At 36.5% G+C, this 25,055-nt stretch carries 21 protein-coding genes and 1 riboswitch; of the genes, 12 read left to right on the top strand and 9 right to left on the bottom strand.

Annotation, left to right across the window (positions count from 1 at the left end):
- Positions 1-2: 2 nt before the first annotated feature.
- Positions 3-326, top strand: a complete 324-nt coding sequence (locus ACQVV1_RS25910) for a DMT family transporter (RefSeq protein ID WP_000263262.1) — start codon at positions 3-5, stop codon at positions 324-326.
- Positions 327-366: 40 nt separating this feature from the next.
- Here the strand turns inward: ACQVV1_RS25910 and ACQVV1_RS25905 are convergent, their stop codons facing one another.
- The 4 genes from ACQVV1_RS25905 to ACQVV1_RS25890 all read right to left on the bottom strand — a co-directional run bounded on the left by ACQVV1_RS25905 (position 367) and on the right by ACQVV1_RS25890 (position 5,532).
- Positions 367-1,596, bottom strand: a complete 1,230-nt coding sequence (locus ACQVV1_RS25905; RefSeq protein ID WP_431169706.1) for an aminopeptidase — start codon at positions 1,594-1,596, stop codon at positions 367-369.
- 116 nt (positions 1,597-1,712) lie between these two features.
- Entirely contained in the window at positions 1,713-2,795 is a 1,083-nt protein-coding gene (locus tag ACQVV1_RS25900) for a polysaccharide deacetylase family protein (protein WP_242256131.1), read from the bottom strand.
- A gap of 158 nt (positions 2,796-2,953) precedes the next feature.
- Positions 2,954-4,057: a polysaccharide deacetylase family protein gene (locus tag ACQVV1_RS25895; RefSeq protein ID WP_242256129.1), complete on the bottom strand. Its 1,104-nt coding sequence runs from the start codon at positions 4,055-4,057 to the stop codon at positions 2,954-2,956.
- A gap of 278 nt (positions 4,058-4,335) precedes the next feature.
- Positions 4,336-5,532: a NupC/NupG family nucleoside CNT transporter gene (locus ACQVV1_RS25890; protein WP_060629340.1), complete on the bottom strand. Its 1,197-nt coding sequence runs from the start codon at positions 5,530-5,532 to the stop codon at positions 4,336-4,338.
- A 202-nt stretch (positions 5,533-5,734) separates the two neighbouring features.
- Positions 5,735-5,836, bottom strand: a riboswitch (purine riboswitch).
- 121 nt (positions 5,837-5,957) lie between these two features.
- On the opposite strand from ACQVV1_RS25890, the gene rlmD reads away from it, so the two are divergent.
- The 5 genes from rlmD (at position 5,958) to ACQVV1_RS25865 (ending at position 12,259) form a co-directional block, all read left to right on the top strand.
- Complete coding sequence (gene rlmD / locus ACQVV1_RS25885; RefSeq protein WP_431169704.1) at positions 5,958-7,334, top strand: 23S rRNA (uracil(1939)-C(5))-methyltransferase RlmD; 1,377 nt, start codon at positions 5,958-5,960, stop codon at positions 7,332-7,334.
- Positions 7,335-7,520: 186 nt separating this feature from the next.
- A complete protein-coding gene (locus ACQVV1_RS25880; RefSeq protein ID WP_242256125.1) occupies positions 7,521-8,510 on the top strand; it encodes a tRNA dihydrouridine synthase in 990 nt (329 codons plus the stop codon).
- A gap of 331 nt (positions 8,511-8,841) precedes the next feature.
- Positions 8,842-10,854, top strand: coding sequence for a GAF domain-containing sensor histidine kinase (locus ACQVV1_RS25875; protein WP_242256123.1), 2,013 nt, complete (start codon positions 8,842-8,844; stop codon positions 10,852-10,854).
- A gap of 83 nt (positions 10,855-10,937) precedes the next feature.
- On the top strand, positions 10,938-11,456 hold the full coding sequence (locus tag ACQVV1_RS25870; protein WP_242256121.1) for a YehS family protein: 519 nt from the start codon (positions 10,938-10,940) through the stop codon (positions 11,454-11,456).
- Positions 11,457-11,551: 95 nt separating this feature from the next.
- On the top strand, positions 11,552-12,259 hold the full coding sequence (locus tag ACQVV1_RS25865) for a M48 family metallopeptidase (protein ID WP_063221586.1): 708 nt from the start codon (positions 11,552-11,554) through the stop codon (positions 12,257-12,259).
- 220 nt (positions 12,260-12,479) lie between these two features.
- Here the strand turns inward: ACQVV1_RS25865 and ACQVV1_RS25860 are convergent, their stop codons facing one another.
- Together ACQVV1_RS25860 and ACQVV1_RS25855 are read right to left on the bottom strand one after the other, a co-directional pair.
- Positions 12,480-13,175 carry a GNAT family N-acetyltransferase gene (locus ACQVV1_RS25860; protein ID WP_242256119.1) on the bottom strand — a complete coding sequence of 232 codons (696 nt, stop codon included), beginning with the start codon at positions 13,173-13,175 and terminating at the stop codon, positions 12,480-12,482.
- A 14-nt stretch (positions 13,176-13,189) separates the two neighbouring features.
- Positions 13,190-14,299 carry a mandelate racemase/muconate lactonizing enzyme family protein gene (locus ACQVV1_RS25855; protein WP_242256117.1) on the bottom strand — a complete coding sequence of 370 codons (1,110 nt, stop codon included), beginning with the start codon at positions 14,297-14,299 and terminating at the stop codon, positions 13,190-13,192.
- Between the two features lie 93 nt (positions 14,300-14,392).
- Here ACQVV1_RS25855 and ACQVV1_RS25850 point away from each other — a divergent pair, with 93 nt between their 5' ends.
- On the top strand, positions 14,393-15,664 hold the full coding sequence (locus ACQVV1_RS25850) for a transcriptional regulator (RefSeq protein WP_242256116.1): 1,272 nt from the start codon (positions 14,393-14,395) through the stop codon (positions 15,662-15,664).
- Here ACQVV1_RS25850 and nhaC read toward each other — a convergent pair.
- Positions 15,653-17,074 (bottom strand): Na+/H+ antiporter NhaC, encoded by a 1,422-nt coding sequence (gene nhaC / locus ACQVV1_RS25845; protein WP_242256114.1) that lies wholly within the window; start codon positions 17,072-17,074, stop codon positions 15,653-15,655. The two genes, ACQVV1_RS25850 and nhaC, sit on opposite strands and share 12 nt — an antisense overlap.
- A 291-nt stretch (positions 17,075-17,365) precedes the next feature.
- Between nhaC and ACQVV1_RS25840 the strand changes: the two genes are divergently transcribed.
- Together ACQVV1_RS25840 and ACQVV1_RS25835 are read left to right on the top strand one after the other, a co-directional pair.
- Entirely contained in the window at positions 17,366-18,481 is a 1,116-nt protein-coding gene (locus tag ACQVV1_RS25840) for a M20 peptidase aminoacylase family protein (protein WP_242256112.1), read from the top strand.
- A gap of 214 nt (positions 18,482-18,695) precedes the next feature.
- Positions 18,696-19,304 carry a class I SAM-dependent methyltransferase gene (locus ACQVV1_RS25835; RefSeq protein ID WP_242256109.1) on the top strand — a complete coding sequence of 203 codons (609 nt, stop codon included), beginning with the start codon at positions 18,696-18,698 and terminating at the stop codon, positions 19,302-19,304.
- A gap of 47 nt (positions 19,305-19,351) precedes the next feature.
- Here the strand turns inward: ACQVV1_RS25835 and ahpF are convergent, their stop codons facing one another.
- Positions 19,352-20,878, bottom strand: a complete 1,527-nt coding sequence (ahpF, locus tag ACQVV1_RS25830) for an alkyl hydroperoxide reductase subunit F (RefSeq protein ID WP_016089513.1) — start codon at positions 20,876-20,878, stop codon at positions 19,352-19,354.
- A 14-nt stretch (positions 20,879-20,892) separates the two neighbouring features.
- A complete protein-coding gene (gene ahpC, locus ACQVV1_RS25825; RefSeq protein ID WP_000924422.1) occupies positions 20,893-21,456 on the bottom strand; it encodes an alkyl hydroperoxide reductase subunit C in 564 nt (187 codons plus the stop codon).
- 590 nt (positions 21,457-22,046) lie between these two features.
- On the opposite strand from ahpC, the gene mtnK reads away from it, so the two are divergent.
- From mtnK to ACQVV1_RS25810, 3 genes are read left to right on the top strand one after another with little or no spacing between them, the layout of a single operon-like run.
- On the top strand, positions 22,047-23,276 hold the full coding sequence (mtnK, locus tag ACQVV1_RS25820) for an S-methyl-5-thioribose kinase (protein ID WP_242256107.1): 1,230 nt from the start codon (positions 22,047-22,049) through the stop codon (positions 23,274-23,276).
- Positions 23,277-23,288: 12 nt separating this feature from the next.
- Positions 23,289-24,329, top strand: coding sequence for an S-methyl-5-thioribose-1-phosphate isomerase (mtnA, locus tag ACQVV1_RS25815; RefSeq protein WP_242256105.1), 1,041 nt, complete (start codon positions 23,289-23,291; stop codon positions 24,327-24,329).
- Positions 24,330-24,386: 57 nt separating this feature from the next.
- On the top strand, positions 24,387-25,028 hold the full coding sequence (locus tag ACQVV1_RS25810; RefSeq protein ID WP_016133508.1) for an L-fuculose-phosphate aldolase: 642 nt from the start codon (positions 24,387-24,389) through the stop codon (positions 25,026-25,028).
- Positions 25,029-25,055 lie beyond the last annotated feature (27 nt).

Raw genomic sequence — 25,055 nt, 5'->3', positions numbered from 1 at the left:
GTATGGTATATTGGCTATTATTACTTGTTACAATTATTTTTGAAGTAGCTGGAACAATTGCGATGAAATTATCAAATGGTTTAACAAAGCTCGTTCCAAGTGTACTTATTTTCGTATTTTATGGAATTTGTTTCAGCGTGTTCGCCATTGTTGTGAAAAAGATTCATTTAAGTATTGCTTATGCTATTTGGTCTGGTGTTGGGACATTACTTATTACAATTATTAGTGTGTACTTTTTTAAAGAGCACATTAGCTTATTCCAAGCATTTTGTATTCTTTTTATTGTGTTAGGGGTAATTGGGCTTAAGGTTTCATCGGCATCATAAAAGGCTATCTTCCGCTGCGGGAGATAGCCTTTTGCTTTTGTTAAAACGCCCAGTTACCTTTACGGAAGATTGGTTCATGTCTGCCATCAGTTGTAATACCGTCGATATCAAGCTCAGCTGATCCAATCATGAAGTCGTTGTGTGTAATACTAGTGTTTGCACCATTTTCAGCGAGTTCTTCTTTAGACATTGTTTTTCCGCCAACTAAGTTAAATGCATAAGCACTTCCGATTGCAAGGTGGCAAGATGCATTTTCATCAAATAGCGTATTGTAGAATAAAATATTTGTGTTTGAAATTGGTGAATCATGAGGTACTAAAGCAACCTCGCCTAAGAAGTGAGAACCTTCATCTGTTTCTACTAAATGTTTTAAAGCTTCTTCACCAGTTTCCGCTTTATAATCTACGATACGTCCGTTTTCAAATGTTAACGTGAAGTTATCAATAATGTTACCTGCAAATGCTAACGGTTTTGTGCTAGATACTTGGCCGTTTACACCTGTTTTAAGTGGCATTGTAAATACTTCTTCAGTTGGAATGTTTGCCATAAATGGTACGTTCTTCTCATTTAAGCTACCAGCACCAGCCCATACATGTTTTTCAGGAAGTTCGATTGTTAAATCTGTTCCAGGACCCGTATAGTGAAGAGCTTTATAATGTTTTTCATTTAAGTAATCAACTTTTGTATGTAATGTTTCATCGTGTTCTTTCCATGCTTCTACAGGGTTTTCTAAATCAGCGCGAGTCGCTTTGAAGATAGCATCCCATAGTTTTGCTTCTTGTTCTTCCGGTGCAACGTCAGGGAATACCTTCGCAGCCCATTCTTTCGTAGGAACAGAAATGACACACCAGCTTACTTTATCAGCTTGTACGTAATCACGGTATACTTTCATTGCTTCACCAGCTACTTTATGAGCAGCTGCAATACGCGTTGAATCTACACCTTTTAATAAATCAGGGTTTTCTGCATAAATAGACATAAATGCAGCGCCTTCTTTTGCTAACTCTTCACGAGCGTGTGCTTTCCAAGAAGGGAATTCAGAGAAAGCTTCCTCAGGAGCTAGATCGAACTTTAGACGTGTTAACGTTTCATCATTCCAATCCACATATACGTGTTTTGCACCAGATTTATATGCCTTTTCTGTAACGAGGCGTACAAATTGTACAGCTTCAAGAGGTGCACTAATGGATAAAGTTTGTCCTGGTTGAATATTAACACCAACATTGACTGCAAGGGCAGCATATTTCTCTAACGTTTTTTCAAATGACATATGTATAATCTCCTTTAATGTGAAAGATTTCTTACTATATATAATACAAGAAAATTCAAAAAATATATATAAATATAGCATAAAAAGAGAGCTCAAAATATATTGAGCTCTCATCGTTATTTAATCGAAGAAGCAAATTGTTCTACGGTTGTGGTATGGTGTATGCGAACACGCTTCATTTTTAACAACTCATCGGGTTCACCTTTTGTAATGAACTTTCCGGGTTTTGTTGTCGTTGCAAATTGATAATATTTCTTCGTTTCTGCAACGACTTTATCATCTACATGACCGAATGGATAAGCAACTGCGATAACGGGCTTACCTGTTATTTTTTCTAGTTTTTCTTTTGATCCCTTTAATTCTTCTTCGTAGTTTGTAATCTTCGGCAAGTCGGCATGTGTTGCAGTATGAGATTGCATGGAGAAAATGCCCGAATCAACCATTTCTTTTATTTCAGGTGTAGAAAGGGATCCTTCAGTATCGACATTAGTAGCAATCATATATTCTGTTGCTGTTGGTTTAAACGTATCATCTTTTAACTTTTGTAAAATATGAAAGGCATTCATATTATTTTGCATACCGTCATCAAACGTAACAAAGATAGGTTTATTCACTTTATTAATATCGCCCCAGCGTTCAAAGGTTAGTAAGGTATAGCCGTTGTCTTTTAAATATTTCATTTGGGCTTCAAAGTTAGCAGGTGATACGAATAAATCTTTAATGCCTTGTCCGGGATAATCATCGATTGCATGGTACATAAGAACGGGAACCTTTTGCTCGAAAGTAATAGCAGATTTTGTGAGTGGAATGGTCTTCCCATCTTCTTTCATTCCTATTGCTTCAATTTGAAACTCACCGCGTTTTCCCTCAAATTCTTTTATATCAAAAGGAAGTGAAAATTGTGTTTCCTTTTCTTTAGAAAACAAAGATTTAGTGTGTTCCTTTCCATCAGCTGTGCGCCAAATCTTATATTGTACTTCGGTTAAAGTATCTTTTATATCTGTCATATGAATAGTAGTATTTGTAGATTCGTGTGTAATTGGACTATAAGAAATTTTACCTCGTTCTTGCACAGTTTCTGCTTGTTTCTTAACTTCTTGAACCTTTTTCTCTTTTTTAGGTTCCTGGCTTACATTGCTAGTATTACAACCTGCTAGAATAGCAGATATACATAAAGCAATTGCTGCATATTTTCTCATAAAATCACCTTCTATTGTGTATTATATTGCATACTTATATTTAAAATCCCCACCGCTGTAAGAGCGGTGGGGATATACCCTTGTTCATCATATCATTTTTAATTATGAGATAGGTTAGTGGCTTTCGATAGAAATATTCTTTCGTCTTTTAGTAAAGCTTACTTTATAAGAGATATGAATTTTTCCATAGATGTATTAGGCCCTACAAAATGGCGTTTAATTAAGTACTGTTCGTTTGGCATCCCTTTTGTAATGTGATTACCATGATCAGTAGTTACTGCGAATTCATAATGTTTTTTTGTTTCTTCAACAGCTGGATCATTATAAGAACCTACTGGATAGGCGAGAGCGATGACCTTTTTACCAGTAAGAGCTTCAATTTTTTCTTTCGAACCACGTAATTCCTCATCATAATTGCTTGAATGAGCCATCATCGTATGATTAGCAGTATGAGATTGAATAGAAAAAATGCCTGAATCCATCATTTGTTTTATATCATCTGTTGATAGACGATTTGGTTTGTCTATCTCATTTGCAGTAAGAAATTCAGTAGCTGTAGGTTGAAATGTATCATCCTTTAGTTTTTGTAAGATATAAAGAGCGTTCATATTATTTTTTCGACCATCATCCATGGTTACAAAAACAGGTTTATTTACACGGTTTATATCATTCCAACGTTCAAAAGTTAGCATCGTATAACCGTTATCTTTCAAATATTGCATATGCTTTTCGAATTGCTCAGGTGGTACATATAAGCCATAATCCCCATCACTTGGCCCAGGGTATTTCTCAATCGCATGGTACATTAAAACGGGTACACGTTGCTGGAATGTAATTTTAGATGTTACTAGATTTGTTTCAGTATTATCTTCTTTGATTCCTACTGTTTCAATTTGAAATTCGCCACGTTTTAAATGAAATGATTTTAAATGTAGTGGGAGGGCAAAGTCACGATCTTTTTCTTGTGAAGTAAAAGTTTGTTTGCTTTCAGGACCATCAGCAGTACGCCAAATATTGTAACGTACTTGTTTGAATGAATCTCTTAAATCTTTGGTATAAAGCGTGGTGTTTTGTGCGTTATATTCATACGGATCCCATGTAATAACTCCTTGTGCTAAAGGAATTTCAACTGCTTTCGCTTTTTTCTGTTCAACTGTTTGTTTCGCCGTTGCTTCTTTTATTTGTTTATCACTAGAGCTACTAGTGTTACAACCTACGAGAATAGCAGAAGAAAGTAAAGCGATATATGTATACTTTTTCATTCTATCATCCTTCTATTGTGTTTTAATTATCATCACTTATATCATGAAACAATCGCTCTTATAAGTGAAACTAATTCAAATTTTTGGTTTTAAAAATTTGAATTATACCCTTGTCCATCATATCACTATAGAATATATAGGGGAATACACTTTTGGAATATTTCGGAAAAAATACCTTATTTTTTTCTGGTGAGATTTACATAAAAATACATTTGGAAGATAAAAAAACTCCACCTAAACTTCCTTTAGAAAAAGGAGAAGTAAGGTGGAGTTTTTTATTAAATAAACAATCCAGCGATTGTTGCAGATAAAATAGAAGCAAGTGTTGATGCAAATAACATTTTCCAGCCGAATTTAGAAACGATGCTTCCTTGTTTTTCAGAAAGGGCACGGATTGTACCGACAATCGCACCAATTTGGCTAATACTTGCGAAGCTAATTAAGAATACTGTAACGATTCCAACTGTACGTGGAGATAATGTTGATGCAACATCTTTTAAATCAAGGATTGCTACAAATTCGTTTAATACAATCTTCGTACCCATAATACCACCAGCTGGGATAATATCTTGAGTTGGAATACCCATTAAGAATGCGAATGGAGCAAGTATATAACCGAAGATTTGTTGTAACGTAACAGCATATCCCATTGCACCTGAAGCGGCGCTAATTACGTAGTTGACAACTTCCATCACACCGATGAAGGCGATCATTAATGCAGCAACGATACCAGCTACTTTTAAGCCGTCAAGCGCACCGTTAATCATTGCGCCGATAAAACTGTCTCCGAATAAAGTTCTATCAAATTTTTGAATCACTTCATCTTCTTTCTTCGTATCAACAGGTGTTAATAGCGAACAAACAATTAAGCTTGAGAATAAGTTTAGTGGAAGAGCTGCTAGTACATATTTTGCATCTAACATCATTACGTATGATGCTGTAACAGAAGCAGAAACTGAACTCATTGCAGAACAACAAATGATAAACATACGGTTTTTGTTAAAATGCTGTAAATCATTTTTAATAACGATTAACGCTTCACTTGAACCGAAGAATACAGAGTTTACTGCGTGGAATGATTCAACGCGTGGTAAACCAGTGATTTTTGAAATTGCACCGCCGACAACGCGAACGATGAATGGTAAAACACCTAAATAACTAAAGATAGAAAGTAGTGCTGAGAAAAATACGATAATTAATAGTACGTTTAAGAAAAAGACAAAATCTCTTTGAATTCCATTAAAGAGAAAATCGACACCTGTCGTACCAAGTTTAATTAGTTTGTTGAAAACTTTACCAATGAAAATAATGATTTGTTGACCAATCTTTGTGCCAAACATAAACCAACCGATTAAAATTTGGAAACCAATCATAATAGCAATTGCACGGAAGTTGATTTTACTTTTGTTGTTTGACAAAGCAAAACATAAACCTAAAACGACAAGAATACCGATAATGCTCATTACATATTGCATGTAGTTGCCCCTTTCAGAAGTTCGTATAAAGTTTGTACATAAAACTCCCGTTATATTACTAAAAATAAAACAAAGAGGTTTTATGTCATACGTAAGATGTCTGACCTTTTAGAAAAATAAAAATAAAAAAAGACCCATATGGATTCACTTTCATCTATGAGAGAAAGCTAATCAATATGAGTCCTTTTTTGCACATAGGCTAATATTCATTAGTTTTCCCCATAGTCCAGCAATTTAAGGTTGCCGGGTAGAAACTCTCGATCCATATTATCGAGTATATATGAGGTAACATCGTCCGTATTAAATTAGTAGTAGCGTAACATTAACAGAGAACTATCGTCAATAGCTTTTTTTCTTCCGATAGAAATAGACCATATAAGTATGATAAAATGTAACGCAGTGTTATGAAAAAGAGAGGTCGGAAAATGAGTACAAAAATGACGCCACCAGTTGAGAAAAACGAGTTTATAGATGTAGTATTTGAAGATTTAACACATGATGGTGCCGGTGTTGCGAAAGTAAAAGGATATCCTATTTTCGTTAAAAACGGATTACCAGGTGAAGAAGCCCAAATTAAAATTATTAAAGTGAAGAAAAACTTCGCGTTTGGTCGTTTAATGAAGCTTCATACAGAGAGCCCATATCGTAAAGATGCAGAATGCCCAGTGTACAATCAGTGCGGTGGTTGCCAGCTTCAGCACTTAACATATGAAGGGCAATTACAAGCGAAAGGAAAACAAGTACGTGACGTTATGCAGCGCATTGGCGGACTAAGCGATGTTCCTGTGCATCCTGTACTTGGCATGAAGAACCCATGGGTATACCGTAATAAAGCACAAGTACCAATCGGAGAACGTGAAGGCGGACTTGTAGCTGGTTTCTATCGTCAAGGAACGCATGACATCATTAATATGGAATCATGTTTAATTCAAGCAGAAGAGAACGATACATTAATTCAAGAAGTAAAACGTATTTGTGAAAAACACGGTATTTCGGCGTACAACGAAGAGCGTAACAAAGGAATACTTCGCCACGTAATGGCTCGTTACGGACAAGTAACGGGGGAAATCATGCTTGTCTTTATTACTCGTACAGCAGAATTGCCAAACAAAAAAGCAATCATTGAAGAAATTGCTGGGAAATTCCCAGAAGTAAAATCAATTGTTCAAAACGTAAACCCGAAACGTACAAATGTAATCTTCGGAGACACAACGACAGTACTGTACGGATCAGAATATATTTATGACTTTATCGGTGACATCAAATTTGCGATTTCAGCACGTTCATTCTATCAAGTAAATCCAGAACAAACGAAAGTGTTATACGATAAAACGTTAGAGTACGCAAAATTAGATGGTAACGAAACAGTAATTGATGCCTATTGTGGAATTGGATCAATCTCCTTATTCCTAGCACAAAAAGCGAAAAAAGTGTACGGCGTTGAAATCGTCCCAGAAGCAATCGAAGACGCAAATCGTAACGCAGCACTAAACAACATGACAAACGCTGAATTTGGCGTAGGAGAAGCAGAAGTAGTCATTCCAAAATGGTACAAAGAAGGCGTAATCGCTGACACAATGGTCGTAGATCCACCGCGTAGAGGCTGTGATGAAGCATTACTAAACACAATCATCGATATGAAACCAAAACGCGTCGTATACGTATCGTGTAACCCAGCAACGTTAGCACGTGATTTAAAAGTACTAGAAGAAGGCGGATATAAAACACAGGAAGTACAACCTGTTGATATGTTCCCGCATACGACTCATGTGGAGTGTGTGGCTTGGCTTAAGTTGGTATAATAGGAAAGCAGTTGATATAGGAAAATCTATACCATCTGCTTTTTGGTTTATCAAAATGCCATTTAGTAATGATTTTAGTTAAAATAAATATTGCTGATTTTCGTAAATTATAAATTCTAAATGTACTATTGTTATTTGGCTTTATATTTTTAAATTGTATTCATAGTGAGAGGATTTGAATTTGAAATGATAGATAATTTTTGGCGTGATTTACCACGACCATTTTTCGTACTTGCACCAATGGAAGATGTGACAGACGTTGTTTTCCGTCACGTAGTAAGTGAGGCTGGTCGTCCAGATGTATTCTTTACAGAGTTCACAAACTCGGATAGCTATTGTCATCCAGAAGGTATGAAAAGTGTACGTGGCCGTTTAATTTTTACAGAAGATGAACAACCGATGGTAGCACATATTTGGGGAGATAACCCTGAATATTTCCGTCAAATGAGTATTGGTATGGCGGAACTAGGATTTAAAGGCATCGATATTAACATGGGCTGCCCTGTACCGAACGTAGCATCAAGAGGGAAAGGTAGTGGCCTTATTCTACGTCCAGACGTTGCGGCAGAACTGATTCAAGCTGCAAAAGCGGGAGGACTACCTGTCAGCGTAAAAACAAGACTTGGCTTTAAAGAGTTAAGCGAATGGGAAGATTGGTTAACGCATATTTTCAAACAAGATATTGCGAACCTTTCTATTCATTTACGCACAAGAGAAGAAATGAGCCAAGTAGATGCACACTGGGAGCTAATTCCGGAGATTAAAAAATTACGTGATCGTATTGCACCAAATACGTTAATAACAATCAATGGAGACATCCTTGATCGTAAAATGGGGCTGGAACTTGCTGAAAAATACGGTATTGATGGCGTTATGATTGGACGAGGCATCTTTAAAAATCCATTTGCTTTTGAAAAAGAACCAAGGGAGCATAGTAGTAAAGAACATTTAGATCTTTTAAGACTACAGCTTGATCTTCAAGATCAATATGCAGAAGTATTACCACGCTCAATTACAGGATTACATCGCTTCTTCAAAATTTATGTAAAAGGCTTCCCTGGAGCTGCTGAATTGAGAAATCAATTGATGAGTACGAAGTCGACTGATGAAGTGCGTACATTGCTTGATAAGTTTGAGGGGAATGTTAATGTGGTAGAAGGTAGTGAAACGGTGTAACTTTTGAAAGTTAGAGGGGATGGAGTGTAGCAATTTTATTAGTGTTTGTTTCATTTTAATTAAGGTGAACCGTATCATAAGTAAGCGAGGTATTCTATATAAAACAAGGGTAAGAAAAGAATACAGGAGAAAATGGTAGGTGGATCTTGATTTTCACTGATATTAGCATGTTTATTTTATCCCGCTATTTGCGGGCAGTAAAACTCCCACCTCAAAATTCTGCTAGTGCAAAGAGGTTAGGTTGGATTCAGTTTGATAATAAGTGGGGGATAAATCAACCCCCACTTATTAAAGTTTCACTTTATTACGCCTATAATTGGAGGCTATGCAAATGTTAAGTGATCAGACGAGATATTCTAGGCTCGCAAATATAACAAAAATAATAAATACAAAATTAGAACTACGTGAAGTTTTGCAGCGTGTAACAATGGCGATATCAGAGGAGATTGTTAGGTGTGACGCTGTTGGGATTTATTTACCTGAGGACGATGGAACATTTAGAGGGTTTGCAGGAAAACCAGAGACCATAAATGGCGTAACGCTCGATACTCAGGTAATTGATCCTGAAATAGACTTACTGGCAAAAGAAGTTATTGAAACTAAAAAAACCATCTATATCCCTGATACCTCAAAGGATCATCGGCCGGATCCGAGACCAGTTGATGCGTTCAAAATTAAGTCCTTATTAGCTCTGCCTATCTCATTTGGGCAAGAGTTATTTGGTCTCGTTTTTTTATTTGATTATGGAGTTCCAATGAACTTAACAGATTCAGAAATTCAAAGTGTTGAAGCTTATGTAAATATGGCGGCGGTCGCCATTCAAAACGCAAAAAATTTAACCCAAAAAGAAAATCTTATTGCCGAGAAGCAGCTGTTACTAAATGTTACCCGTGATTTATCAATGTGTTCCTCAATACAAGAGAGTTTTGATAAATGCTTTCTTTATTTAGGGCAGATTTTAGAGAGTAAAAACATGGCTGCCCACCTTTTAGACCGGCTAGACAAAACAAAGATTAAAACAACGAAGTTAAGCAGGGACTGTAATTGGGCAGAAGCGGATTGGATGGAGAAAATCTATGAAGTCAAGATTCAAAAGGTTATTCAAACAAAAAATATAGATAGTAAGGGCCTACTGATACTTCCATTAGTTTCAATGGGAGAAGTATTAGGGGTAATCGTCGTTGGCAAAGAGGAAAAAACTCACAATTACGGTGATTCCCGAATTCAACTGGCAAAATCTATCGTTGATGCTACAGCTTCTACGTTTTCAAACTTGTTATATATGGATCAACTTGAAAGCATGGTGGAAGAACGAACGAGAGAACTAGCTGCTGCTAATGAAAAAGTCACAAGTGTGATTGAAAGTATTACGGATGGATTCTTGACTTTGAATAATAAATGGGAATTTATGTACGTAAATAAGCATCAACATTTCCCACAAAGAAAAACAGCGAAAGATGTATTAGGTAAGAATATATGGGAGGTCTTCCCAAGTAGCATCGATACAGTTATATATAAGGAGCTTCATCGTGTGATGTCAGAGCGAACTACAGTTCATTTCGAATTTTTTTCTACCTCTGATGAATATTGGCATGAAGTTATTGCGTATCCGTATGATGATGGTATTTGTTGTATTTGTAAAAACATAACGGAAAAAAAGCAATATGAGCAGGAATTGAAAAGGTTATCCAACATAGATTTAATAGGGCAAATGGCAGCAGGTATCAGCCATGAGATTAGAAATCCAATGACAACAGTACGAGGATTTTTGCAGTTATTAAAAGAAGAGAACAACTATGAGAAACATAATAAGTACTTTAATTTAATGGTTGAAGAACTTGACCGTGCCAATTCTATTATTACTGAATTTCTCTCAATAGGTAATACAAAGAAATCAGATTTGCAGATGTTAGATTTAAATTCAATTATCCACGATATTATTCCTTTAATAAAGATAGATACGCATAATCAAAATAAATATATTCAAGTCGATACAAATGATGTTCCAGAATTACTTTTAAATCGTAATGAGATACGGCAATTATTAATGAACCTATACCGTAATGGCTTAGAAGCGATGAGCACAGGGAAAACTCTAACAATTAGCACCTATAAGGAAGGGCGAAATTGTGTGGTGCTTGCAGTGCGGGATGAAGGAAAAGGTATCAGGCCTGAAGTACTAGAGAAACTGGGTACTCCATTTTACACGACCAAAGATAATGGAACTGGATTGGGGTTAGGCATATGTTATGCCATTGCTGCCCGTCATAATGCAAAAATAGAAATTCAAACAGGATCGGAAGGCACTACCTTTTTTGTTAAATTTAATTATGGAAATAATTAAAACTAATCTTATTTAGATTAGTTACGGTAAATTGTATTACAATTAAAAAGTTAAAAATAATCAACATTTCAGGAGGCAAAACAATGGCAATGAGCAACAACGATATATTAAAAAGAGTAAGATACGCTTTAGATATAAAAGATATAGATATGGTAGAAATCTTTGAACTTGGCGGGATGGAAGTAACGAAAGAAGACGTAGTTGATATGCTTACAAAAATAAAAAGAGCGCCTCAGCATGAAGCTGACAATGATGATGTAATCGAAGATGAGTACGTATTAACATGCGACATGATGATGTTAGAGGCATTTTTAAATGGATTTATTACTTTAAAAAGAGGGAAGCAAGATCCGAAACCAGGACAACCGGCACCTGTACAGAGCAAGGAGAGTGCCAATAACCTTCTTCTAAAGAAAATGAAAATCGCACTATCATTAACGAGTGAGGATGTACTTGATATATTAGATAGCGTAGGTGTTACGGTAACAAAAGGAGAGTTAGGCGCTCTATTAAGAAAAAAAGGCCATAAAAATTACAAAGAGTGCGGCGATAGATACGCAAGGAATTTCATTAAGGGATTAGGTGTAAAGTATAGAGGGTAATGAGTTTGTTAAAGCAGCAAATGATATAATAGGTAGAGTAGGACGTTTGTATCCTACTCTTTTTTACTTGTAAAAATAATACACTAGGTGATGAAATGGTACATACATATTTAGGTGAGACAATTCATTTTCATATAACTTATAAAAAGAAAAAGTCTGTGCGTCTTTTTGTAGATTCGTACGGAAATGTGGAAGTGCAAGCTCCAAAAGGGACACCTGTTGAATACTTAGTCCAGTTGCTAGAGGAGAAGTGGGATTGGATTCAGACAACCCGTAAGGAAATGCAGGAGCGAGCGCTTGGATCACAGGAAAAGGATTACGATCAAGGAGAGGGCTTTCTATATTTAGGAAATACGTATCCGATACAAATTTCTCAAGATGCAAGCATTACGCAAGATAATGCAGTGTTTGAGGGAGATAAGCTACATATTTATGTGAAAGAGCTTAAGGATGAGAAAGTACAGCAAGCTTTAAAACGATTTTACTATAAGCAGTGTAAGTCATTGGTAGAGAAGAGTATTAAAGCGCATCAAAGTAATTTCAAAACAAAACCACGCTCTATTCGTATTACAGATAGTAGTCGTACGTGGGGTACTTGTGATTCGAATTTACAACTAACATTCAATTGGAAGCTAGCGATGGCACCACAGCGAGTAATTGATTATGTAGTCGTTCACGAAATGTGCCATATGGTTCATTTAAATCATGATCGCTCTTTTTGGCGTCTTGTCGGGAAGATAATGCCTGATTATAAGGAAATGGAGAATTGGTTAGCGTTATCGAGTTGGAAGATGACGGTTTAGGAAGGGATATCGATTTTTGTTGGTAAATCGATATTCCTTGTCGAATCGTTGATATATTGTGAGTTATGATAGATATATTTGAAAAATCGTTGATATATTGTGAGTTATGATAGATATATTCGAAAAATCGTTGATATAATTTCATTTACCACAGAATTGTTCAAAGGATTGAAAAAAAGGAGATGTCACAAGGGACATCTCCTTTTTTCGAGCATATAGATCATCGCCCAAACTTCACAACAAAATCTCTGTCCACTTTCTCCAGTTCATACCCACGATACCCATCCGAAAGCAACGCCTGCTGTCCACCAGCATTGTTCATTGGAACGCTCTTAATATCCGTCCAATCCCTTTCATTGTCCTCATGCAATTCCTTCACAAAAACATACCGCAGACTACCACCATACTTCTCCTTCAGCGCAGCAATCTTCATCCCTTGTGCAAACTTATCTTTTAAACTTGGAATGTTAAAAGGTGCAACCGTGCAGCAAACATAGTCGTATTTTCCATCTTCTTTTTGTAATTCATCCATGATGACTGTCGCTAATATTTTTTGCATCCCATTTCCTCGACAGTTCGGATGAACGTTTGAGATTTCTTGATAGATGACGCGGTGTAGTTCACTTTCTGTTAAGCCAATATCAAGTCCTAAATGTTCATCGTCGATAGGAGGGACGAGTAGGGCCCGAAATGCGATAAGTTCATTTTCGATAAAAGCACCAATCATCATGCCGTTTCCTTCTAAAATGTATTGAAATTCTTCTTGTGAGAGCGGCTGTAAACGACTTTTATCTTCTAGTGCTTCAACTACGACGTTCTGCAGTAATAAAATTTGCTCGATGTGCTCTAGTGATAGTAATGTAACGTGAAATGGATCGTTATTTTGTTTTAATGATCCTTTGTATAGAACTGTCATGCGTTAGTCCTCCTTTAGCGTACAACGTCTTGAAAGACGGTTAGTTCTTGTAGGGTATCTTCATTTATTTCAATGCCGAGTCCTGGCTTTTCGTTTAAGCGAATAAATGGTACATCGTAATGTAAGTCTCCGATGTCTTTCGTGAACTTTAATGGACCTGTTAGCTCGACGCTCGTAATGATCTTTTTCGAGAAAGCGACATGGAATCCTGCGGAAGAGGCAATAGATGATTCGACCATGGATCCAACTTGGCATTCAATGCCTGCCATTTCAGCTTGATGAGAGAGTTTTACAGCTGGATATATGCCACCGCATTTCATTAGTTTTATATTTACTTTATCAGCCGCGTCTAATTTAATGATTTGGCGCATTTCACGAGAGCTCTTTAATCCCTCATCAATCATAAGTGGAAGGTCTGTTTTAGAACGAATGTGAGCCATTGCGTCAATATCATCCGCTATAACAGGCTGTTCAATCCAGTCGATGTTTAAATGACCTAATGAACGAAGTGCCGTTAATGTGTTTGCGCTATTTTTCCACCCTTGGTTTACATCAACGCGAATCGCGATATCATTTCCTACACGTTCACGTACTGCTTCAATTCGTTTTACATCTTCTTTTACATTTGTACCGACTTTCATTTTGAAAGATTGGTAACCTTTCTGAATCATAGAAGCAGCTTCTTCAGCCATATCTTCAGGATCGGCAATACTTAAAACGTGAGTGACAGGAAATTCTTTATGGTAGCGCCCGCCAATTAATTGATATACAGGTTGATTTAATTTTTTGCCCATTATATCAAAACAAGCAATATCTATTGCGGCCTTCGCAGTAGGCACACCGTAAATGGTATTGTCCATCATATCGTGTATTTTCTCGATATTCATTGGATTTTGCCCAATGAGCGCAGGAGCAAGTGTATGTTTTAAAGTATGGAAAGTACTTTCCCATGATTCGCCTGTAACGTGATCATCAGCAACGCCTTCACCGTAACCGATAATGCCTTCATCTGTTTCCATTTTTACGATAATAGAAGGCATATCAGAATAAGAACCATAACTAATAATAAACGGATCGCGAAGCGGTAAACGAATTGCATAAAGGTGAATAGCGGTAATTTTCATTGAATAAAGACCCCTTCCTGTTTACAATGGTTTTGTACATTTGATATAGTTGACGTTAAATAGTCGTTAATTAATGATAAGGAGTTAGAGAAAATGATGATAAAAATTGCAGTTGTCGGTTCAAAAGAGTTTATGGAGACACTTTTACCTGTTGCTCATAAACTAGAAGAAATAGAGATTGATCCATATATTTACCTTCATCCTGCAGAATCTTCTGAACTATTAAAGCGTTTAAAGCCTTGTGATGTCATCTTTTTTTCAGGTGCTTTACCTTATTATATGGCAAAAGAAATAAGAGAACAATTACGAATTCCAAGTACGTACTTACAGCAAGACGAGACAACTGTCGCATCTTCCATTCTTTCTGTCATGTATCACCAAGGAATTCAACCACATAAAATTTCAATTGATTTAGTAGACCGCTCATTTATTATAAATGTGTTCCAAGATATCGGTATAAAAGAAAGTCCACAAGTGTTTGATTATGAAAATATGCTGTGGAGTAAAGATGAAATAAATAGAGTTATTGATTTTCATGTAGCTAAATATCAATCTGGAGAAGCTCAGTTAGCTTTAACTAGTATTCATGCTGTCTATGATGAACTTCAAAAAATAGGTATCCCTTCAAAACGTATGATAGATCCAAAGCAATCCATTATACATGGGTTAAAAGATGCAAAAATAAAAGCTGAGTTAGCAAAAAGCCATTCAGCTACTGTTGGTGCTTGTATGATTTCTTCTTTAGAATTACGAGAAGGTTTCCTTGAGCAATTAGATGTCATTTCAAAAGAACTACGTGGCTCATTTAAAAAAATTGATGAAATGACGTTCATTTTGTATACGACTCGTGGTGATATTGAATCGATTATAAAAACAAATATGATAAATAATTTATTTGCGAGTATAGAAGGAACGATAGCTATTGGATTTGGTTACGGAAAAACTGTGAAGGAAGCAGAGCAAAATGCTAAAATCGCTCAAGGTTTCGCGAAGAATAATCCAATAGACCACTGTTTTTATATACTAACAAGTGATAAAGAACTATTTGGTCCGTTCCCGAAAGAACAGAGAGTACAAAGCTTGAAGAATGACAACCCGGTACTAATGAAAATAGCGAAGGAAACGAAGCTTAGTCCAGCAAATTTATCAAAAATTATTCAATTTAGTCAATCACATCCGTCATTGAAGTTTACGGCAGCAGATCTTTCTGAATACTTACAAGTGACTCGGCGATCAACTGAAAGGTTATTAAAGAAACTAGTTGATTATGGGTATGCTCATATTTGCGGCGAGGAAATGCCTTATCAACAAGGACGCCCTCGCGCAATATACGAACTGAATTTACCGTTATCTTTAAGCTTCTAATTGAGCTTTTTGTTTTTTTAGTAGTTCCGCTTTTTCAATGTCAGATAGTTTCGTAATTGTGAGACCAGTTATGCCGTAAATGATTGAGATAATAGGTACAATGAAATTTAATATAGCATAAGGAGCATATTCAAACGCACCTACGCCAAGTGTTGCAAGAATAAATACACCGCACGTATTCCAAGGTACGAAGACAGAAGTTAAAGTTCCACCATCTTCTAATGCTCTGGATAAATTTTTAGAATGTAGTCCTTTTTCTGTGTATGCATTTGCGTACATTCTTGAAGGAACAACAATCGAAATATATTGTTCAGAGCAAGTAAGGTTTGTTGCAAAGCAAGAAGCAATAGTAGAGGCGATAAGCCCTTTTGCTGATGTCGCTAACTTTAAAATTTGATTTACAATTGAGCGAAGGATACCTGTATGTTCTAATACTCCTCCGAAAGTCATAGCGACAATTGTCATAGAGACTGTATTCATCATTGAATCTAAGCCGCCACGGTTAAATAGTTCGTCTACTAGCTTGTTTCCAGTGTCTATAACAAATCCAGTTTGGAGTGCACCGACAGATGCAGAGACAGAACCACCTTGAATAAAGACTTGTGATAAAAATCCTAAAATAATACCTACAAGAATAGCTGGGATGGCAGGAACTTTTTTAGCGACCAATACCATAACGACTACAGGTATGATTAATAGGAAAGGTGAGATAACAAAGTTTTGTTGCAATACTTGTAACGTTTGATCGATGCTTTTTGCATCAATATTGTTAGCTCCGAAGCTTCTTCCTAATAATGCATAAACGATAAGAGTAATAATTAAACCTGGAATTGTAGTAAATAACATATGACGAATATGTGTAAATAAATCTGTATTTGTTAATCCTGCGGCTAAGTTTGTTGTGTCTGAGAGCGGTGACATTTTATCGCCGAAGTAAGAACCGGAAATGATAGCACCAGCCACCATTGGAGCTGGAATTCCCATACTTAGGCCAATTCCCATTCCTGCAACACCAATTGTCCCCATTGTAGACCAAGAGCTACCAATTGCTAATGCAACAATAGAACAAATAATTGTAATTGAAACGAGAAATAGTGATGGAGTTAAAAGATTTAAACCGTAATAAATCATTGTTGCGACGATTCCGCCACCAATCCAAGCACCGATTGTTAAGCCAACAAGAATAATAATAACGATAGCAGGTAATGCAAGACGAATCCCCTTATACATTGCTTCTTCAAGATCGTTCCACTTGTAACCGTAACGCCAAGCGACGATAGAAGCAACGGTTGTACCGATAATAAGTGGAACATGAGGACTTTGTTTTAATACAACAATTGTAACCATCATAACTGCAACGGTAATGATAATAGGGATAATCGCTATTCCAAAAGGTATTTCTTTTTTCATAAAGTTCCTCCTTGTTACGTATGTTTGTTTGTATTTTTAGAATTGTCGTAAAATAGACGTTATTAAATTATAATAACTAGAAATCAATGTAAGCGTCAACAAAAAACAGAAAATAAGGAATGTTCTAGTTGTTCGTTTAGTTTGTAATGTCGATGCAGAGTGAAGCCTTAAAGTATTTAAAAATAAACAATTGACTTTTTTCTTAAAATTCAATATGTTCATAAAAACATCTGTTTTTCATAAGTATAATTAACCTGAATGGTTTTGGAATTTGGGAAGGAGAATGTAGCTTTGAAAACATTAGAATTACAAGAGCGTTTAACTGAAATTTTTCAGCATTTACATGAAAACCCTGAAGTGAGTTGGAAAGAGTATGAAACGACAGCGTATATTACTAACTTTTTAAAAGAAGAAGGAATTTCATATAAAGTATTTGATGATTGCCCAGGCGTGATTGCTGAAATTGGAAGCGGAAATCCAGTTATTGCAATTCGTGCTGATATGGATGCACTGTGGCAAGAAGTGGATGGAGAGTTTAAAGCGAATCATTCATGTGGTCACGATGCTCATATGACAATTGTGATGGGACTTATTTTACAATTGAAAAATATGAGATGGGATAGTGGAACAGTTAGGTTTATTTTTCAGCCAGCAGAGGAAAAAGGAAATGGTTCTTTAAAGATGGTAGAGAAGGGTGCTGTGGATGATGCTGATTTCTTATTCGGTGTTCATTTACGCCCAATTGAAGAACTGCCTTTGAAACAAGCTGCCCCATCTATTCGTCACGGAGCAGCAGGATTTTTAGAAGGAACGATTCACGGAGATGATGCGCATGGGGCACGCCCGCATCAAGGGATAAATGCAATTGATGTCATTTCTATGATCAATATCGGTTTAAAAAATATATGGCTACCACCGCAAAGTTCATATTCAGTGAAGATGACGAGGTGCCAAGCTGGTGGAGATAACCTAAATATCATTCCAGGTAACGGGCATTTTAGCTTAGATGTTAGAGCAGAAAATAATATATTACTAAATGAATTAAAGCAAAAAATAGAGCAAGTAATTCTGTCAGCTGAATCAATGGGATCTAAAGTATCTTATGAGTGGATTGATCTCGCACCAGGAGCTGAAGTTTCAGAAGAAGCTGAGCGCTTTATGCGAAAAGGCATTCTTGAAGTGTACGGGGAAGAGGGATGCACTGGACCACTGTATACGACAGGAAGTGATGATTTCCATTACTACACAGTGAAGAGAACCCATTTAAAAGCTGTCATGCTTGGACTAGGTGCAAACCTACAACCTGGATTACACCATCCGTATATGAAGTTCGATCATAGTTGTATTATGGATGGGGTGGAAATATTGAAACAAACTGTATTGAAAGTATTAGAGGACAGGGGCTAGATAGCTCCTGTTTTTTTGTAGGAATTTGTCGGTAAGTCGATATCTCTTGTCGAAACGTCGATATATTGGAAAAATCGTTGATATATTCGAAGTTACGATAGATATATTTAGAAAATCGTTTGTATAATTTCACGTATCAGTTAACTTGATGAAAAATGAGTCTCCTGTACATGGTGTATAATAATAAGTACCATTTCTTAATAGGAGAAAATCAATGAACGAACAATATTATGATGCAGTTTTAAACATAAAAACAGTCGGTGAGCAAAAAGGGTTTAACAAGTCTATGCACTATCATCGTTATGAACCGACGCCGTATAGCGGGTTAGATGAGTTACTGAATCAATATGAAATACGAAGTAGTGACCGAATTGTAGACTTTGGATGCGGAAAAGGACGATTAAACTTTTACATGCAGCATAAGTGTGGTGCTTCAGCGGTTGGAATTGAAATGAATGAAGAGTTTTATAAAGAAGCAATGGATAATCTTGATCGTTATGCACGAAAGGTACGAAACAGTAAAGATAAGATTGGGTTTGAATGTTGTTTAGCGCAGGAATATGAGATTAATCCACGTGATAACCGGTTTTATTTCTTTAATCCATTTTCTGTACAAGTATTTATGAACGTAGTAAATAATATTTTGCTTTCGGTAGAAGAAACAGAGAGAGAAGTGGATATTATTTTATACTATCCTTCTGAAGATTATATTTTCTTCTTAGAGAACCAGACTGCGTTTGAGCTGAAGAGGGAAGTAAGATTGCCTGGGGCTTATGAGAAGAATGGAAATGAGAGATTTTTAGTTTATACATTAAGAATATAAAAAAGCAGGTGCCTTGGCACCTGCTTTTCTTTACTCACGTCTATAAATTAGTTACGGATTAAGTAATCAAATGCACCTAAAGCTGCGTTTGCACCTGAACCCATAGAGATGATGATTTGTTTGTACGGATTATTTGTACAGTCACCTGCAGCAAACACTCCTGGTACGTTTGTAGCGCCGTGCTTGTCTGTTACGATTTCACCGCGAGCGCGTTCAACTGTTTCGCCTAACCAGTCCGTGTTTGGAACAAGACCGATTTGTACGAATACACCTTGTAATTCAACGTGATGAACTTCTTCAGTTTCACGATCGATGTAAGAAATACCGTTTACTTTGTCAGTACCAGTAATTTCTTTCGTTTGAACGTTTTTCAAAACAGTTACGTTTGGTAAGCTGTTAAGACGCTCTTGTAATACAGCATCAGCTTTTAATTCTGGCATGAATTCAAGAACAGTTACGTGCTTAACAATACCTGCTAAGTCGATAGCTGCTTCAATACCAGAGTTACCGCCGCCGATAACTGCTACGTCTTTTCCGATGAATAATGGACCGTCACAGTGTGGGCAGTATGCTACACCTTTGTTTTTGAACTCAGCTTCACCTGGTACGCCAACGTTACGCCAGCGAGCACCTGTTGAAACGATTACGCTCTTACTTTTCAGAATAGCGCCGTTTTCAAGTTCCACTTCAATAAGTTCTTTTTTCTCTAAACGTTTCGCACGTTGTAGATTCATTACATCGATGTCGTATTCTTTTACGTGCTCTTCAAGGCTTGCTACTAGCTTAGGACCTTCAGTGCGTTTTACGCTAATGAAGTTCTCAATACCCATAGTATCCATTACTTGACCACCGAAGCGCTCAGCAACGATACCAGTGCGGATGCCTTTACGTGCTGCATAAATTGCTGCACTTGCACCAGCAGGGCCGCCACCAACAACAAGAACATCGTATGGATCTTTATCAGAAAGCTCTGATGCATCTGGACCGTTACCCATTTTAGCTAAAATTTCTTCAAGTGTCATACGACCGCTTCCGAAAGATTCGCCGTTTAGGTAAACAGTAGGTACTGCCATGATGTCTTTGCTTTCTACTTCCTCTTTGAATGCAGCGCCATCAATCATAGTATGTGTAATACCAGAGTTAAGAACGCTCATTACGTTAAGAGCTTGTACAACATCAGGACAGTTATGACAACTTAGGCTGATATAAGATTCAAAATGATATTCGCCTTGAATGTTTTTAATTTGATCGATTAGTTTTTGTTCAACTTTTGGAGCGCGTCCACTTACTTGTAGTAAAGCTAACACTAATGAAGTAAATTCGTGTCCTAATGGAATACCAGCGAATACGACACCAGTGTCTTCACCAGGGCGATTTACGCTAAAGCTTGGTGTTCTCTCTAGTTCAACTTTTTCTACTGTAATCTTAGATGACATAGTAGCTAATTCATCTACTAGAGCTAACATATCTTTAGATACGTTGTCGTCTCCAGCGCTTACTTTAAGTAAAATATCGTTCTCCATTAACTGAAGGTATTGGGATAGTTGTGTTTTTATATCTGCATCTAGTATCATTTTGATCGAACTCCTTAGATTTTGCCTACAAGGTCAAGGCTTGGTTTAAGTGTAGCAGAACCCTCTTGCCATTTAGCTGGGCAAACTTCACCTGGGTTGTTACGTACGTATTGAGCTGCTTTAATTTTGTTAACAAGAATGCTTGCGTCACGGCCGATACCGTCAGCATTGATTTCCATAGATTGGATAACGCCGTCTGGATCGATGATGAATGTACCACGAGCAGCAAGACCTTCTTCTTCCATTAAAACGTTGAAGTTTGTAGTGATTGTGCGAGTTGGGTCACCAATCATGATGTACTCGATTTTGCCGATAGTTTCTGAGCTATCATGCCATGCTTTGTGAGTGAAGTGAGTGTCTGTAGATACAGAGTATACTTCAACGCCTAACTCTTTAAGAGTTGCGTATTGGTTTTGTAAGTCTTCAAGTTCAGTTGGGCAAACGAATGTGAAGTCAGCTGGGTAGAAACAAACTACACTCCATTTTCCTTTTAAACTTTCGTCAGTAACTTGGATAAATTCTCCATTATGGTAAGCATTAGCTTTAAACGGTTTTACTTCTGTGCCGATTAATAACATATTAAAATTCCTCCTAAATGTTGGTTTTGAGCATCAAAAAATAGTTTGCTCATAAAATATATTTTTTAATTAACTATAATAATTCTAATTCGATATTAATTATCATATAGAATTGGTTATTTTGTCAAGAGAATAAACCAACTTTATATCAATTTAATTAATATTTATTCTCAATTAAGGCTATTAAGGAATTGAAAGGTAATTTTAAGTTTATAAATTTTCAATGAGTGTTTGAAAGAGTAGTGTGTATGTTAGAGATATGTTGTAAGTATAAATTCATAGGAAGGAAATATTTCTTAGAAGTTGTGGATTTGAAAAGGAACTGCTTACTTCTATTCTACAAAGAATTGTGCGATAAAGAAAATAAAATGAATCGGAATTTTTTTGAACAATTTTTGTCATCTCAAATATATAATTAGGAAGTATATTGTAATGATAATTAGAAACATTGACTCAAAGTGCTAACAAGATATAATAAAACCTAGATATACATTTCCAAAAGAAGAACATATATTATAGAATAAAAAATTTAACCATATTATTTTTTATAGCTTTTAGAAAACGCTTACAATTAGTATGGAGGGGAAACCATGTCTAAGTTCACAAAGTATTTTTTAATGGAAGCTAACGATGTGATTGTATATGTGAAAGAGAAATTATCTAAGTTTGAGGATGCAAAGGGGTTACAGTGTAAAGAAATAGGTGATGGTAATTTAAATTATGTGTTTCGCGTTTGGGATGAAAAGGAGAACATTTCTGTCATTGTAAAGCAAGCTGGGGATACAGCACGTATTTCAGATGAGTTTAAGTTGTCGACGAATCGAATTCGTATAGAATCAGATGTTTTGCAGTTGGAGGAGGAGCTAGCACCTGGGCTTGTTCCAAAGGTGTATTTGTTTGATAGTGTGATGAATTGTTGCGTAATGGAAGATTTATCGGATCATACAATATTACGTACAGCACTTATAAATCATCAAATATTTCCGAGGCTTGCGGATGATTTAACGACCTTTTTGGTAAATACACTCTTATTAACATCGGATGTTGTAATGAATCATAAAGAGAAGAAGGAACTTGTGAAGAATTATATAAATCCTGAGTTATGTGAGATTACAGAAGACCTCGTATACGCTGAGCCATTTACAAATCATAATAAGCGTAATGAGTTATTTCCATTAAATGATGGATGGATTAGAGAGCATATTTATAGTGATAAAGAGCTTCGTATCGAAGTAGCAAAACTTAAGTTTTCTTTTATGACGAATGCACAGGCGCTTATTCACGGTGATTTGCATACTGGTTCTGTTTTTGTAAAAAGTGATTCCACAAAGATAATTGATCCTGAGTTTGCCTTTTATGGACCTATGGGATATGACGTCGGGAATGTAATGGCGAATTTAATGTTTGCTTGGGTAAATGCAGATGCAACGATGTCAGATGGAGCTGAGAAGGATACGTATATGGATTGGTTACAATCTACAATGATAGAGGTAATTGATCTATTTAAGAAGAAGTTTTTAGATGCTTGGAATATTCATGTGACAGAGATTATGGCGAAGGAAGAAGGCTTTAACGAAATTTATTTACAATCTGTATTAGAGGATATAGCTGCAGTGACAGGCCTTGAGTTAATTCGTCGTATTGTTGGGCTAGCGAAAGTAAAAGATATTACTTGTATTGAGAATGAGGAAGCACGTGCTAGAGCGGAACGCATTTGTCTTCAAGTTGCAAAGAAATTTATTTTACGAGCGAATCAATATAAAACAGGTACAAGCTTTGTAGAAACGTTAAAAGAACAGTCAATGCACTATGCGAAGTAAGGGGAGAAGATGATGGAAGAGCAATTAATACCAATCCAGTGGAAAGATGATGCTTTAGTTTTATTAGATCAAACAGTATTACCGAATGAAGTTGTCTATGAATCTTTTAAAACAGCTGAAAGTGTGTGGGATGCGATTCAAGTAATGAAAGTAAGAGGAGCGCCAGCGATTGGTGTTTCAGCAGCTTACGGTGTGTATTTAGGAGCCAAGGCAGTTCCTCAAAGTACGGTGGAAGAATTTATAGAGGAAGTCAAAAAAGTATGTGCATATTTGGCAACATCGAGACCGACGGCGGTAAATTTATTTTGGGCACTTGAAAGAATGGAGAATGTGGCGAAAGAAAATACCCACTTATCAATCTCTCAGTTGAAAGATAGATTACTAGAAGAGGCAAAAGAGATTCATAGAGAAGATGAAGAAATTAACCGTCAGATTGGAGATCATGCATTAACATTATTCCATGATGGAATGGGAGTATTAACACATTGTAATGCGGGTGCGTTAGCGACGACTAAGTATGGTACTGCGACAGCTCCAATGTACTTAGCGAAAGAAAAAGGATGGGACTTAAAAATCTATTCTGATGAAACACGCCCTAGATTACAAGGTTCAACGTTAACAGCATTAGAACTACAACGAGCGGGAATTGACGTCACTGTCATTACGGATAATATGGCGGCTATGGTCATGTCACAAGGGAAGATTGACGCTGTAATCGTTGGATGTGACCGTGTGGCAGCAAACGGTGATGTAGCAAATAAAATTGGAACATTAGGCGTATCTATTTTAGCGAAATACTACAACATTCCATTTTATGTAGCAGCACCAACACCAACAATTGATTTAAAAACAACGACAGGAAAAGAAATTCCAATCGAGGAAAGAGATGCTTCTGAAGTGATTAATCGCTTCGGACAATATTCTGCTCCGAAAGAAAGTAAGGTATATAATCCAGCATTTGATGTCACGCCACATGAAAATGTAACAGCGATTATTACGGAAAAAGGGATTGTAAAAGCACCATTTACGGAAAACTTAAAAAAGCTATTTTAGTAAGTAGATAGATATAAAAAGTCAGTCATCATAAGCTTCATACTTAGGGGGATGTATATGTTATTACAAAAAGAAAGAGAAGAAATTGTAGCGTATGGAAAGAAAATGATTTCTAGCGGTTTAACAAAGGGGACCGGTGGTAATATTAGTATTTTTAATCGCGAACAAGGGCTTGTTGCAATTAGCCCAAGTGGTTTAGAGTATTATGAAACAAAACCTGAAGATGTAGTTATATTAAACTTAGATGGTGAAGTGGTAGAGGGAGAGAGAAAACCATCAAGTGAGCTTGATATGCATCTTATTTATTATAGAAATCGTGAAGATATAAATGCACTTGTGCATACACACTCTCCTTACGCGAAGACGATTGCATCATTAGGATGGGAACTTCCTGCTGTATCGTATTTAATTGCTTTCGCAGGTCCGAATGTTCGCTGTGCGCCATATGAAACATTTGGTACGAAGCAATTAGCGGAGGCTGCTTTTGAAGGTATGATTGATCGACGTGCCGTGTTACTTGCCAATCACGGTTTAATTGCAGGGGCAAATCATATAAAAATGGCATTTACTGTTGCGGAAGAGATTGAGTTTTGTGCGCAAATTTATTATCAAACGAAAAGTGTTGGGGAGCCGAAGCTATTGCCAGAAGACGAGATGGAGAATTTGGCGAAGAAGTTTGAAGGATATGGGCAGCAGTAGAATAAAAAACACCCTCAAGAAGATCTT

It is taken from the genome of Bacillus basilensis (genome assembly GCF_050630465.1).
Lineage (GTDB): Bacteria > Bacillota > Bacilli > Bacillales > Bacillaceae_G > Bacillus_A > Bacillus_A basilensis.
Note: the sequence above shows the minus strand (reverse complement) of the source record. Positions and strands in the feature narration are given on the sequence as shown.